10 protein-coding genes and 1 tRNA gene are annotated in these 13,576 nt (G+C 72.6%); 7 read left to right on the top strand and 4 right to left on the bottom strand.

Annotated features, from left to right (window positions below; all coding sequences use genetic code 11):
* Positions 1-254 precede the first annotated feature (254 nt).
* From M8316_RS05300 to M8316_RS05290, 3 genes are all read left to right on the top strand, one after another.
* On the top strand, positions 255-1,370 hold the full coding sequence (locus M8316_RS05300; RefSeq protein ID WP_250052861.1) for an NAD(P)-dependent malic enzyme: 1,116 nt from the start codon (positions 255-257) through the stop codon (positions 1,368-1,370).
* Positions 1,371-1,431: 61 nt separating this feature from the next.
* Positions 1,432-2,400, top strand: coding sequence for a zinc-binding dehydrogenase (locus M8316_RS05295; protein WP_250052665.1), 969 nt, complete (start codon positions 1,432-1,434; stop codon positions 2,398-2,400).
* Complete coding sequence (locus tag M8316_RS05290; RefSeq protein WP_250052663.1) at positions 2,397-3,110, top strand: SDR family oxidoreductase; 714 nt, start codon at positions 2,397-2,399, stop codon at positions 3,108-3,110. The genes M8316_RS05295 and M8316_RS05290 overlap by 4 nt, the downstream gene beginning before the upstream one ends.
* A gap of 75 nt (positions 3,111-3,185) precedes the next feature.
* Here M8316_RS05290 and M8316_RS05285 read toward each other — a convergent pair whose 3' ends face one another.
* The 3 genes from M8316_RS05285 to M8316_RS05275 all read right to left on the bottom strand — a co-directional run bounded on the left by M8316_RS05285 (position 3,186) and on the right by M8316_RS05275 (position 8,086).
* Positions 3,186-3,833 (bottom strand): TetR family transcriptional regulator, encoded by a 648-nt coding sequence (locus tag M8316_RS05285; protein ID WP_250052661.1) that lies wholly within the window; start codon positions 3,831-3,833, stop codon positions 3,186-3,188.
* A 184-nt stretch (positions 3,834-4,017) separates the two neighbouring features.
* Positions 4,018-4,194, bottom strand: a complete 177-nt coding sequence (locus M8316_RS05280; protein ID WP_250052658.1) for a DUF6104 family protein — start codon at positions 4,192-4,194, stop codon at positions 4,018-4,020.
* 88 nt (positions 4,195-4,282) lie between these two features.
* Positions 4,283-8,086 (bottom strand): multifunctional oxoglutarate decarboxylase/oxoglutarate dehydrogenase thiamine pyrophosphate-binding subunit/dihydrolipoyllysine-residue succinyltransferase subunit, encoded by a 3,804-nt coding sequence (locus tag M8316_RS05275; protein ID WP_250052656.1) that lies wholly within the window; start codon positions 8,084-8,086, stop codon positions 4,283-4,285.
* Between the two features lie 377 nt (positions 8,087-8,463).
* Between M8316_RS05275 and M8316_RS05270 the strand changes: the two genes are divergently transcribed.
* Both M8316_RS05270 and M8316_RS05265 read left to right on the top strand, forming a co-directional pair.
* Positions 8,464-9,249, top strand: coding sequence for a hypothetical protein (locus M8316_RS05270; RefSeq protein ID WP_250052654.1), 786 nt, complete (start codon positions 8,464-8,466; stop codon positions 9,247-9,249).
* Positions 9,246-10,160 carry an LCP family protein gene (locus tag M8316_RS05265; RefSeq protein WP_250052652.1) on the top strand — a complete coding sequence of 305 codons (915 nt, stop codon included), beginning with the start codon at positions 9,246-9,248 and terminating at the stop codon, positions 10,158-10,160. Before M8316_RS05270 ends, M8316_RS05265 begins: the two co-directional genes overlap by 4 nt.
* 104 nt (positions 10,161-10,264) lie before the next feature.
* On the opposite strand, the gene M8316_RS05260 is transcribed toward M8316_RS05265, so the two are convergent.
* Positions 10,265-10,337, bottom strand: a tRNA-Arg gene (locus M8316_RS05260).
* Positions 10,338-10,487: 150 nt separating this feature from the next.
* Here M8316_RS05260 and argS point away from each other — a divergent pair.
* A complete protein-coding gene (argS, locus tag M8316_RS05255; protein ID WP_250052650.1) occupies positions 10,488-12,158 on the top strand; it encodes an arginine--tRNA ligase in 1,671 nt (556 codons plus the stop codon).
* Positions 12,159-12,168: 10 nt separating this feature from the next.
* On the top strand, positions 12,169-13,575 hold the full coding sequence (lysA, locus tag M8316_RS05250; protein WP_250052648.1) for a diaminopimelate decarboxylase: 1,407 nt from the start codon (positions 12,169-12,171) through the stop codon (positions 13,573-13,575).
* Position 13,576 lies beyond the last annotated feature (1 nt).

Raw genomic sequence — 13,576 nt, 5'->3', positions numbered from 1 at the left:
CGTCCGATCCGGACACCCCGCGACACCGACCTGTCGCCGCCCACCGTCACGCACGCCCGCACTCCGGCCGGTCCCGGCCCGGACGAGCACCCGCGCCCAGGAGAGAGCCCGCCATGACCGACGCCTTCGTCGAGACCGACCCCCGCACGCCCGAGGCCGAGGCCGCCCCGGGTGCGGTGGGCCCGACGCTGCCCGGTCCGGACGAGCACCCGCGGGCCGGCGACCCGGCCTTCGACCTGCACGTCGGCGGCAAGATGCACATCGCGGCCACGGCCCCGCTGCGCGACGCCGACGACCTCTCGCTGGCCTACACCCCGGGTGTTGCCCGCGTCTGCGAGGCGATCGCGGAGGACCCGGAGCTGGCCCGCACCTACACCTGGGTGCCGAACACGGTGGCCGTCGTCTCCGACGGCACCGCGGTGCTCGGCCTCGGCGACATCGGCCCCGCGGCCGCCATGCCCGTGATGGAGGGCAAGGCGGTGCTGTTCAAGCAGTTCGGTGGCGTCGACGCGATCCCGATCTGCCTCGACACCACCGACACCGAGGAGATCATCGCGACTGTCGCGCGGCTGGCGCCGAGCTTCGGCGGGGTCAACCTCGAGGACATCTCCGCGCCCCGGTGCTTCGAGATCGAGGACCGGCTCAAGGAGATGCTCGACATCCCCGTCTTCCACGACGACCAGCACGGCACCGCCGTGGTCGCCCTGGCGGCGCTGACCAACGCGTTGCGCCTGACCGGCCGGGAGCCGGGTCAGGTCCGCGTCGTGATCTCCGGCGCCGGCGCGGCCGGCGTGGCCGTCGCCAAGATCCTGCTCCAGGCGGGCATCACGGACCTCGCGGTGACCGACCGCAAGGGCGTCCTGCACTCCTCGCGCGGCGACCTCACACCGGTCAAGCGTGCGCTGGCCGCCGCCACCGCCGACCTGACCGGCCGCACCGGCAGCCTGTCCGACGTCCTGGCGGGCGCGGACGTCTACATCGGGGTCTCCGGCGGCACGGTGCCCGAGGAGGACGTGGCGCGGATGGCCGACGACGCGATCGTCTTCGCGCTGGCCAACCCGACCCCGGAGGTGCACCCGGAGGTCGCCCACCGGCACGCCCGGGTCGTGGCGACCGGGCGCTCGGACTTCCCGAACCAGATCAACAACGTGCTGGCCTTCCCGGGGATCTTCCGCGGCGCCATCGACGTGCAGGCTCGCTCCATCACCGAGCCGATGAAGGTGGCCGCCGCGACGGCCCTGGCCGACCTCGTCGGTGACGACCTGCGCGAGGACCACGTGATCCCGCACCCGTTCGACCCGCGCGTGCCGGGGGCGGTCTCCCGCGCCGTGGCAGAGGCCGCCCGCCGCGACGGGGTGGCGCGGCGCTGAGGCGCCGCCTCCTGCGCCCGGGCCCTGCCCACGAGTCCTGCCTCCGAGTAGCGTCACGAGCATGTTCGCCGTCTACACCGACACCGCCAGCCCCGACGACCCGCTCTCCGCGCTGCGCGTGGGGGAGCGCCCCGAGCCCGAGGTCCCCGACGGCTGGACGACCGTCACCGTGCGGGCCGCGTCGCTGAACCACCACGACGTCTGGTCGCTGCGCGGGGTCGGCCTCAAGGCCGAGGCGCTGCCGATGATCCTCGGCTGCGACGCCGCGGGCACCGACGAGGACGGCAACGAGGTCGTCGTCCACGCCGTCGTCAACGACCCGCGCTGGAGCGGGGACGAGACCCTCGACCCGCGCCGCTCGCTGCTCTCCGAGCGCTACCAGGGCACGTTCGCGGAGAAGGTCGCCGTGCCCCGGCGCAACGTGGTGCCCAAGCCGGCTTCTCTCTCCTTCGCGGAGGCCGCCTGCCTGCCCACGGCCTGGCTCACCGCGTACCGGATGCTCTTCGTCCGCGGCGGCCTGAAGCCGGGGGACACCGTGCTCGTGCAGGGCGCCGGCGGGGGCGTGGCCACTGCCTGCATCATCCTCGCCCGCGCGGCGGGCCTCACCGTGCTGGTGACCAGCCGTGACGAGGCCAAGCGGGCACGCGCGCTGGAGATCGGCGCGCACGAGGTCTTCGAGTCCGGCGCGCGGCTCCCGGTGAAGGTGGACGGGGTGATGGAGACCGTCGGACGCGCCACCTGGTCGCACTCGGTCCGCTCGCTGCGTCCCGGTGGCTGCATCGTCGTCTCGGGCACCACCTCCGGGCCGAAGCTGGACGACGCCGAGCTCACCCGGATCTTCTTCCTCCAGCTCTCGGTGATCGGCTCGACCATGGGCACCTCGGGCGAGCTGGCCTCCCTCGTGCAGCTCCTGGACGCCACCGGCACCCGGCCGCTCATCGACCGGACCGTGCCCATGGACGACGCCCCCACCGCGTTCTCCGCGATGGTCGACGGCGACGTCTTCGGCAAGATCGTGCTCACCCGGTGAGCGGCCGCACCCACCTGGTCACCGGCGCCGGCTCCGGCATCGGCGCCGCGCTCGTCGACCGGCTGCACGCCCGCGGGGACGCGCTCGCGCTCCTCGCCCGCTCGGCCGAGCGCGCCGCCGAGCTCGAGCAGCGCTGGCCCGGCAGCACCACGCTGGTCGCCGACCTCGCCGACCCGGCCTCCCTGGAGGGCCTCGCGGGCGACCTGCCCGACCGGCTCGACTCGCTCGTGCACTCGGCGGGCGTCGTGGCGCTCGGGCCGGTGGCCGAGGCGCCGCTGGGGGAGTGGGAGCACCAGCTGGCGGTCAACCTGCTCGCCCCGGCGGTGCTGACGCGGCTGTGCCTGCCCGCGCTGCGCGCGAGCCGCGGCACGGTCGTCTTCGTGAGCTCCGGCCAGGGCCTGAGCGCCTCGGCGTCGTGGGCCGGGTACGCCGCGTCCAAGCACGGCCTGAAGGCGCTGGCCGACAGCCTCCGGGCGGAGGAGGCCGGGCACGGCGTCCGCGTCTCGTCGGTCTACCCCGGTCGTACGGACACGCCCATGCAGGAGGCGGTGCACGCGCACGAGGGCAAGGAGTACGAGCCCGCGCGGTGGATCAGGCCGCAGACGGTCGCCGACGCCGTCCTGCACGTCCTCGACCTGCCGGGCGACGCCCAGGTGCGGGCCCGGCCGGCCCGCCCGCGCGGGTGCGCCGGGGGGTGCGCCGGGGGCTGAGCACGGGGCTGAGAGCACGCGTGCGCCGGCCGGCCTGGGGCCGCCCGGCGCACACGGCCCGCGGAGCGGGCGAGGTCAGGAGCGGTCGGAGCGCCAGTGGAAGGCGCCGACCAGGATCATCCGCAGCTGCGTGCGCGCGGTCTGCACGACCGCGGTGCGGGCGGCCGGGCGACCCTCGGCGCGCAGCAGCGACTCGGCCGTGGCCGTCATCGTGGTGACGAACAGGTCCGCGAGGATGCGGAGGTCCTCCCCGGACCAGGTGTCCGCGCCGCCGACCCGCGCCAGGTCGGTGGCGAGCTCGCGGGCGCAGAGGTCCAGCTCGTGGCGGATCGCGTCGCGCACGGCCGGCGGGCCGGCGGCGCGCTCCCGCGCGATGAACGCGAAGTGCGGCTGGTGGGCCTCGACGTGGGTGACGATGATGTCCACCGAGGCGTCCACGACGTCGGAGGCACTGGCGTCGTCGGCCAGCGAGGCGCCGGTCTCGACGGCACGGACGTCACGCAGCAGCGCGCGCAACGACGTGAAGGACTCGTCCACCAGCGCGAGTCCCAGCTCCTCCACCGAGGAGAAGTGCCGGTAGAAGCCCGTGGGGACGATGCCCACGTGCTTGGCCACCTGCCGCAACGAGACCGACCCGAGGCTGCTGTCTCCCGAGAGGTCCAGTGCGGCGGACAGCAGCGCTCTGCGCGTCTGCTCCTTGCGTTCCGCTCTCACCTGTCCCATGTGGCGACAGTAGAGCACTGAGGGGAATACCCCCAGGGTATATCGGCCCTAGCGGTGACCTGGGAAAAGGTTCACATACGCCGAATCGGGTAACACCGGTGCGGTCCGGTGACACGCGTCCACTCAAGCGGTGCTCGGTGTCGGGGTGTGCACGCGTCCGGCACCGCGTCCCGCGGGCCCCTGGTCAGTCCTCGGGGTCGTCCAGGCGGGCGAGCCACGTGGCCAGCCGCTCGACGGCGGACTCGTGCTCGGGGTGGACGTCGGTGAAGGCGCGCAGCTGCTCGGCCAGCCACGCCAACGTCACCTCCTCGTCGCCGCGGCGGTTCTCGAGCTCCTCGATGCCTCGATCGGTGAAGTACATGCGTTCTCCTGCAGGGTCTGCTCACAGCCCCGGGCCGGGCCGACACGAGGTCGACCCGGCCCGGGGGACGGTCATGCTGCGGCGTGGATCAGGCGAAGGCCCGGCCCAGCAGCTCCTTCTGCTCCGCCTGGTGGCGCTTGATCGTGCCAACCGACGGCGAGGACGACTCGGGTCGGGTGACCGGCACGACCTTGGCGTCCACCTCGGGCCACACGTTCAGCGCGTAGTGCGGCCAGGGGCCGTTGTTCATCGGCTCGTCCTGCACCCAGCGGACCTCCTTGAGGTGCGGGTACCGGGCGATCTCGGCCTGGATGTCGCCGAGCGGACGCGGGTAGAGCTGCTCCACGCGACCGATGGCGAACCGGTGGCCGTCCTCGCGCTTGGCCCGCTCCACCATGAGGTCCCAGGTGACACGACCCGAGCACAGCAGCAGCGTGTCGACCTGGTTCGGGTCGGCGGAGTCGTCACCGATGAAGGGTCGGAACGTGCCCTGCGTGAAGTCGGCCGGCTGCGAGGCGGCCTCCTTGCGCTTGAGCATCGACTTCGGCGTGAACACCACCAGCGGGCGGTGCACCTCGCCGAGGGCGTGCTTGCGCAGCAGGTGGAAGTAGGACGCCGGCGTGGACGGCTGGGCCACCACGATCGCCTCGTCGGCCGCCATCGTCAGGAACCGCTCGATGCGGGCCGAGGAGTGGTCCGGGCCCTGCCCCTCGTAGCCGTGGGGGAGCAGCAGGACGACGCCGGAGCGCTGGCCCCACTTGGTCTCGCCCGCGGAGATGTACTCGTCGATGACCGACTGGGCGCCGTTGACGAAGTCGCCGAACTGGGCCTCCCAGAGGACGAGGGCCTCCGGCCGCGCCACCGAGTAGCCGTACTCGAAGCCGAGCGCGGCGTACTCGGAGAGCAGCGAGTCGTAGACGTAGAAGCGGGCCTGGTCCTCGGTGAGGTGGGCCAGCGGCGTCCACTCGTCGGCGTTCTTGCGGTCGATGATCGTGGCGAAGCGGGAGACGAACGTGCCGCGTCGGGAGTCCTGACCGGCCAGGCGCACCGGGCGGCCCTCGCTCAGCAGGGCGCCGAAGGCGAGGATCTCGCCGGTGCCCCAGTCGATCGGGCCCTCGAGGATGCCCTTCGCCCGGCGCTGGAGCTGCGGCATGACCTTCGGGTGGACCGTGAAGCCCTCCGGCGGGGTCGTGTACGCCTCGGCGATGCGCGCCATCAGCTCGTCGTCGATGGCGGTCACCGTGTCGCCGGCCGGCTTGTCCGGGTAGTCCGGCACCGTCGTCCACTCGGTCGGCGGCTCGGAGGACGCCTCGCGGACCTCGGTGAAGACGCGCTCCAGCTGCTGCTGGTAGTCGCGCAGCACCTGCTCGGCCTCGTCGATGGTGATGTCGCCACGGCCGATGAGGGACTCGGTGTACAGCTTGCGCACCGAGCGCTTCTGCTCGATGAGGTCGTACATCAGCGGCTGGGTGTAGCTCGGGTCGTCGCCCTCGTTGTGGCCGCGGCGGCGGTAGCAGACGAGGTCGATGACGACGTCCTTGTGGAACGCCTGGCGGTACTCGAAGGCGAGCCGGGCCGCGTGGATGCAGGCCTCGGGGTCGTCGCCGTTCACGTGCAGGATCGGCGCCTGGACCATCCGCGCGACGTCGGTGCAGTACAGCGACGAGCGGGAGGAGCCGGGGGAGGTGGTGAAGCCGACCTGGTTGTTGATGATCAGGTGGATCGTGCCGCCGGTGCGGTAGCCGCGCAGCTGGGAGAGGTTGAGCGTCTCCGCCACGACGCCCTGGCCCGCGAAGGCCGCGTCGCCGTGGACGAGCAGCGGGAGGACCGGGAAGTCCTCGCCCCGGTCCAGCACGTCCTGCTTGGCGCGGGCGATGCCGGTGAGCACCGGGTCCACGGTCTCCAGGTGGGAGGGGTTCGCGGCCACGGACACGGCGATCTTCTCGCCACCGCCGGCGGTGAACTCGCCCTCGGCGCCGAGGTGGTACTTCACGTCGCCGGAGCCCTGGACCGTGCGCGGGTCCACGTTGCCCTCGAACTCGCGGAAGATCTGGCTGTACTTCTTGCCGACGATGTTCGCGAGGACGTTGAGGCGGCCGCGGTGAGCCATGCCGATGGTGACCTCGTCGAGGCCCACCTCCGCGGCGGCCTCGCAGATCTCGTCGAGGACGGGGACGGCGGTCTCGCCGCCCTCCAGGCTGAACCGCTTCTGCCCGACGAACTTGGTCTGCAGGAACGTCTCGAACGCCTCGGCCTGGTTCAGCTTGAGCAGGATGCGCAGCTGCTCCTCGCGCGGCGGCTTGGTGTGCGGCACCTCCACGCGCTCCTGGAGCCAGCGACGCTGCTCCGGGTCCATGATGTGCATGTACTCGATGCCGGTCGTGCGGCAGTAGGAGTCACGCAGGATCCCGAGGATGTCGCGCAGCTTCATGAACGGGCGGCCGGTCGGGCCGAACGCGCCGGTGGCGAACTCGCGGTCCAGGTCCCACATGGTGAGGCCGTGGTTCTCGACCTCGAGGTCGGGGTGGGTGCGCTGGCGGTACTCCAGCGGGTCGGTGTCGGCCATCAGGTGGCCGCGCACGCGGTAGGCGTGGATCAGCTCGAGGATGCGCGCCTGCTTGGAGATCTCGTCGTCGTGCGACGTCGCGATGTCGTTGGCCCAGCGGATCGGCTGGTAGGGGATGCGCAGCGAGCGGAAGATCTCGTCGTAGAAGCCGTCACCGCCCAGCAGCAGCTGGTGCACGCGCTTGAGGAACTCGCCGGACTGGGCGCCCTGGATGACGCGGTGGTCGTAGGTCGAGGTGATCGTCATGACCTTGCTGATCGCGTTTCGCGCGATCGCGTCGGCCGAGGCGCCCTGCCACTCCGGCGGGTAGTCCATCGCGCCGACGCCGATGATGGCCGCCTGGCCACCCATGAGGCGCGGCACCGAGTGGTTCGTTCCCAGACCGCCCACGTTGGTGAGGCTGATCGTGGTGCCCTGGAAGTCGGCGACGGTGAGCTTGCCGTCGCGGGCCTTGACCACGACGTCCTCGTAGGCCGTCCAGAAGCCCGCGAAGTCCATGGACTCGCAGCCCTTGATGCTGGGCACGAGCAGCTGACGGGTGCTGCCCTTCTTGATGTCGATGGCCAGGCCCAGGTTCACGTGGGCCGGCGTCACCAGGTTCGGCTTGCCGTCGACCTCGGCGTAGGAGTTGTTCATCTCCGGCATCGACTTCAGCGCCTGCACCAGGGCGTAGCCGATGAGGTGGGTGAAGGACACCTTGCCGCCGCGCGCACGAGCGAGGTGGTTGTTGATGACGGTGCGGTTGTCCCACAGCAGCTTCACCGGGACGGAGCGCACCGACGTGGCCGTGGGCACCGTCAGCGAGGCGTCCATGTTCTGCGCCGTGCGGGCCGGAGCGCCGCGCAGCACCGTGTAGGTGGGCTCGTCGCTGGTCGCGTTCTTGGCGGCGGGCGCCGACTCCTTGGGCATGGGCGTGGACGTGCCCCGGCTGGGCTCGGCGGCCTTGCCGGACGGGCGCGGCTTGGCGACGGGGGCGGGCTTGCCGGTCGACTTCGCCTCGGCGGGCTTCTCGGCGGGCTTCTCGGCGGGCTTGGCAGCCGGGGCCGGGGCCTTGGCGGGGGCCTTCGCGGTGCCGTTGCTGCTGCCGGTGCTCGGGGCGGCGGGCTTGGCGGTGCCGTTGCTCGTGCCGTTGCTCGTGCCGTTGCTGGTGCCGTTGCCGGCGCCGGGCTGGTGGCTCTTGAAGTACGCGGCCCACGTGGGGTCGACGCTGGCAGGGTCCTTGCGGAACTGCTCGTACATCTCCTCCACGAGCCACTCGTTGGCGCCGAAGTCGTCGGAGACCTCGGTCGTCGTGGCGGAGGTGGAGCTGCCTGGGGACTGCGGCACGGCTGGGTTCGCCTCTTCCGGGTTTCGCGCGCTGGTGGTGGCGGGGTGTGACGGAGGACTCCAGGTTAGACCGGTTCCGCAGGCTGCACCCACGCCGGGTCGCAGCATGCGGGAGCCACCTGCCGGGGTCGCACGCGTCACGGTTGCGCACCATTGTTGCTCGCCCGGTGGCGCGAGGACGACCCCTGGTCCCGAGTCGTGGTCCCGATCGGTCCGGCAGGGATGGACTTGATCGTTCCAGAGGCCGTGGCCACGGCGGGACGGGCCGTCCGGCCCGGTCGATGTGATCCCTGTCCCACCTCCACGTACCGTGGTGCGCCGATCGCGGACGGCACTCGGGCACGACCGCGGCGACGACGTCCCCAGGAGGGTGAGCAGTGACGGTGCGCCGGGGCCGGGGGCCCGACGACGAGGTCGCGCATGAGCGACGCACGGGGGCCGGCGCCACGCCGAGGGCGGCGCTCGTCCCGGCCAGGCTCCTCGCCCTGGCCCTGGCGCTCGCCCTGGGGCTGGGCGGGCTGGCCGCCTGCACCGGGCAGGACGAGGCGGAGCGGCCGGACGCCCCGACGTCGCCTCCCTCGGCCTCGGTCCAGGAGGGGGAGACGCTGACTGCCCGTCCGGTGCGGACGACGGTCCAGGTCGGCACCGTCGTCGGCGCGCTGCCCTTCGACCGCCGACGCCAGGTGGCCGCGTCCGTGGGTCGGGCCGCCGACGCGTGGATCGACGGGGCCTTCGTGGAGCGCCGCTACCCGCGGCCGGGCTCGAGGCAGGCCTTCCAGGGCGCGTTCTCCTCCTTCACCCGCTCCACCGCGCGGCAGGCCGCGACCGACCGTCGTCTCACCACCGCGGCCGCCGTGAGCGCCCGGGTCGACGACCTCGTGGCCGTGCGACGTCGGGTGCTGGTCGACGTGCTCTCGGTCAAGCGCGTGCCGCGCGCCGCCACGGCCCGGGTCGGCCTCGTCTACGCCACCGACGGTCGGGTCCGCGACCGCTTCCTCGTGCAGGCGCGCCTCGCCATGACCCACGACGCCCGCGAGGGCTGGCAGGTCGTGGCCTACGACGTCACGCAGGCGCGCGGCGCGGCGGCCGCACCCCGGGCGGGCGAGCAGAAGAGCAGCAAGCAGAACAACCAGAAGAAGACGCGGACGGGGGCGAGCCGATGAGCCGGTACGTGGTGAGCACGGTCCGCAGGCTCGGCCTGCTCGCCGTCGTCCTGGCCCTCGTGGCCGTGCTGGTGCCCGACAGCGCCACCCCCGAGGACGAGGTCACGGTGGTGGCCCTGCCGCACGCCCGCGGCCTCGACACCAGCGACCGGGTGGTGTGGATCCTCGCGGTCGGCTCGGACGCGCGGCCGGGGCAGGACATGACCCGCTCGCGCGGCGACGCCCTGCAGATGGTCGGTATCGACACCCGCACCGGCGCGGCGGCGAGCATCGGCATCCCGCGGGACTCCTGGGTCCCGATCCCCGGCCACGGCAGCAACCGCGTCAACGCCGCCCTCTACTACGGCGGCCCGCAGCTGCTCGGCCGCACGGTGGGCAGCTTCCTCGGGCTGCAGCCCGACTACGTGATGGTCACGCGGTTCACGTTCTTCGAGAACATGGTGCGCGACATCGGCGGCATCACCGTGAGCAACCCGCGTCCCTTCGCCGACGAGTTCCTCAAGCCGAAGGGGTTCAAGGCCGGACGCATCCACCTCGGCGGCTACGACGCACACGTGTTCTCGCGCATCCGCAAGTCGCTGCCGGGCGGGGACTTCGACCGCTCTGCCAACCAGCAGCGGGTGCTGCGCGGCATCGCGGCCAAGGTGCGCCAGCGTGCCGGCCAGCCGGGCTTCCTCGAGCGGGGCGTGCTCAGCGTGCTGCGCAACACCCGCGCGAACGCGGCGCCCGCCGAGCTGTTCCGGCTCGCCCAGGCCGTGGCGCAGGTGCGCCCCGGGCGGATCTCCACCTGCGTGCTCGGGGGCTCGTTCGCCACCATCAACGGCGCCAGCGTCATCCGCCCCAGCTACGCCCAGGCGCGTCGGCTCGCGAACGCCGCCCGACGCGACGCCACCCTGCCCCGGGGCTGCTGAGCGGGGGCTGCTGAGCGGGGGCTGCTGAGCGAGGGAGAGCCCGAGCGAGCGGAGCGGGAACGACGAAGGCCCGGCCCACTGTGGGCCGGGCCTTCGCTCGTCTGCGCCTCCGGCAGGAATCGAACCTGCGACACCCGGTACCGGAAACCGGTGCTCTATCCCCTGAGCTACGGAGGCACGTCCTCGACGACCGGCGGACCGGTGTCGCGACGGCGACAACATAGCGCGCCGCCGCCCCGGGGGCTCAATCGGCCTCCTCGGCGGGCCGGGTGTCCGCCGCGGGTATTGCGGTTCGGCCGGGGCACCGCCCGCCGATAGGGTGACCTGGTGACTCCCGAGCAGCTCTCCACCGCGATCGTCGACGTGCTGACGACCCTGACCTCGACTGGTGACCTCACCGTCGAGGGCGGCGTCCCGACCTCCGTGACGGTGGAGCGACCCCGGCAGAAGGGTCACGGCGACTACGCCACGAACGTCGCGATGCAGCTGGGCAAGAAGGCGGGGATGAACCCGCGCGCTCTCGCCGAGAAGCTGAAGTCGGGCCTCGAGGCCATCGACGGCGTCGCCGAGGTCGAGATCGCGGGGCCGGGCTTCCTCAACATCACCGTGGCCGCCGGCGCGCAGGGGGAGGTCGCGGCCCGCGTCGTGGCCGCGGGCCGGGCCTACGGCAGCAACGACGCGTTCGCCGGCGAGAAGGTGAACCTGGAGTTCGTCTCCGCCAACCCCACCGGCCCCATCCACATCGGTGGCGTGCGCTGGGCCGCCGTCGGCGACGCCCTGGGCCGGGTGTTCACGATGTCGGGCGCCGCGGTCACCCGCGAGTACTACTTCAACGACCACGGCAGCCAGATCGACCGGTTCTCCTCCTCCGTGCTGGCCTCGGCCAAGGGCGAGCCCGCGCCGGAGGACGGCTACGGCGGCCAGTACATCCACGACATCGCCGCCGCGGTGCTGGCCGAGCGTCCGGACGCCCTGTCCGCCGAGGACCCGCAGGAGGTCTTCCGGGCGGTCGGCGTGGACATGATGTTCACCGAGATCAAGCGCTCGATGACCGCCTTCGGGGTGGACTTCGACGTCTTCTTCCACGAGGACGAGCTGCACAAGTCCGGGGCCGTGGAGCGGGCCGTGGCCCGGTTGCGCGAGCTGGGCAACGTCTACGAGAAGGACGGCGCCACCTGGCTGGCCACCGAGAAGTTCGGTGACGACAAGGACCGCGTGGTCATCAAGTCCGACGGCAACGGCGCGTACCTCTCCGGCGACCTGGCCTACTACCTGGACAAGCGCGAGCGCGGCTTCGACCGCTGCCTGATCATGCTCGGCGCCGACCACCACGGCTACGTCGGCCGGATGATGGCGATGTGCGCCGCGTTCGGCGACACCCCGGGCACCAACCTGGAGATCCTCATCGGCCAGATGGTCAACCTCCTGCGCGACGGCCAGCCGATGCGGATGTCCAAGCGTGCCGGCACCGTCGTCACGATCGACGACCTCGTCGAGGCCATCGGCGTGGACGCCGGCCGCTACGCGCTGACCCGCTACTCCAGCGACGTCAACATCGACCTCGACCTCGAGCTGTGGGCGCGGGCCACCAACGACAACCCGGTCTACTACGTGCAGTACGGGCACGCCCGCACCTGCCGGATGATCGAGAACGCGACCGCCCTCGGCATGAGCCTGGAGGACGCCGTCGCCGGGTTCGACCCCGCGCTGCTCGACCACGAGCGCGAGGGCGAGCTGCTCCGTGCGCTCGCCGAGTTCCCGCGCGTCGTCGCCAGCGCCGCCGACCTGCGGCACCCGCACCGCGTGGCGCGCTACCTGGAGGACACCACGGCGGTGTTCAACAAGTGGTACGACACCAAGGAGTGCCGGATGCTGCCGCAGGGCGACGAGCCCGTCGCCCCGGTCAACCTGGCCCGCCTCGTCCTGACCCGGGCGGCGCAGACCGTCATCGCCAACGGCCTGGACCTGCTCGGCGTCTCCGCGCCCGAGCGGATGTGAGGACGCGACCATGAGCCACACCCACGAGGCCGGCTGGGCGCACGCCGCCGGCGCCCTGCGCGGGCCGTCCTGGCTGCGGCAGCCCACCGACGTCGACGCGCTCGTCCCGCAGCTGTGGTCGGCCACCGCGAGCAAGGACGAGGCGGGCGTGCTGAGCGTCGGCGGCGTCCCGCTCCCGGCGCTGGCCGCCGAGCACGGCACCCCCGCCTACGTCCTGGACGAGGCGGACTTCCGCGCCCGTGCCGGCGCCTTCCGCGACGCGTTCGCCGGCTACGGCGTCTACTACGCCGGCAAGGCGTTCCTGTGCACCGCGGTCGCGCGCTGGATCGACGAGGAGGGGCTCAACCTCGACGTCTGCTCCGGCGGCGAGCTGGCCGTGGCCGAGCGGGCCGGCTTCCCGATGGAGCGCGTCGGCTTCCACGGCAACAACAAGTCCACCGCCGAGCTGGCCACGGCCCTGCGCGTCGGGGTGGGGCGCATCATCGTCGACTCCTTCGACGAGATCGAGCGCCTGGCCGCGTTGACGGCCGAGACCGGCACGAGCGCCCAGGTGCTCATCCGGGTCACCGCCGGCGTCGAGGCGCACACCCACGAGTACATCGCCACCGCGCACGAGGACCAGAAGTTCGGCCTCTCGATCTCCTCCGGTGCCGCCCTGGAGGCCGCGCGCCGCGTGCTGGCGGCCCCGGGCATCGAGCTGCGCGGCCTGCACAGCCACATCGGCAGCCAGATCTTCGCCTCCGCCGGCTTCGAGGTCGCCGCCCGCCGGGTGCTGCGCCTGCACGCGCAGATCGCCACCGAGCTGGGCGTGACGCTGCCCGAGATGGACCTCGGCGGCGGCTTCGGCATCGCCTACACGACGCAGGACGACCCCTCGACGCCGGCCACGCTGGCGTCCGAGCTGACCGCGATCGTCGACGGCGAGTGCGCCGCGCTCGGCATCGAGCGCCCGCACCTCTCGATCGAGCCGGGCCGCGCGATCGTCGGCCCCTCGATGTGCACCGTGTACGAGGTCGGCACGGTCAAGCCGGTCGCGCTCGACGGCGGCGCCGTGCGCACCTACGTCTCCGTGGACGGCGGGATGAGCGACAACGTGCGCACCGCCCTCTACGACGCCGACTACTCCTGCACCCTGGCCGGGCGCCGCTCGGACGCCGAGCCCGTGCTCTCCCGGGTCGTGGGCAAGCACTGCGAGGCGGGCGACATCGTGGTCAAGGACGAGTTCCTGCCCGGTGACGTGGCCGGCGGCGACCTGCTGGCCGTGCCGGCGACCGGCGCGTACTGCCGTTCACTGGCCTCGAACTACAACCACGCGCTGCGGCCCCCGGTGGTCGCGGTGCGGGACGGGGTCGCGCGTACGCTCCTGCGGCGCGAGACTGTTGAGGATCTGCTGTCGACCGACGTGGGTGATCTGTAGA

Source organism: Nocardioides bruguierae (assembly GCF_023554635.1).
GTDB classification, from domain to species: Bacteria; Actinomycetota; Actinomycetes; order Propionibacteriales; family Nocardioidaceae; genus Nocardioides; species Nocardioides bruguierae.
The sequence above is the reverse complement of the archived record's forward strand: the minus strand, read 5'-3'. Positions and strand labels throughout refer to the sequence as shown.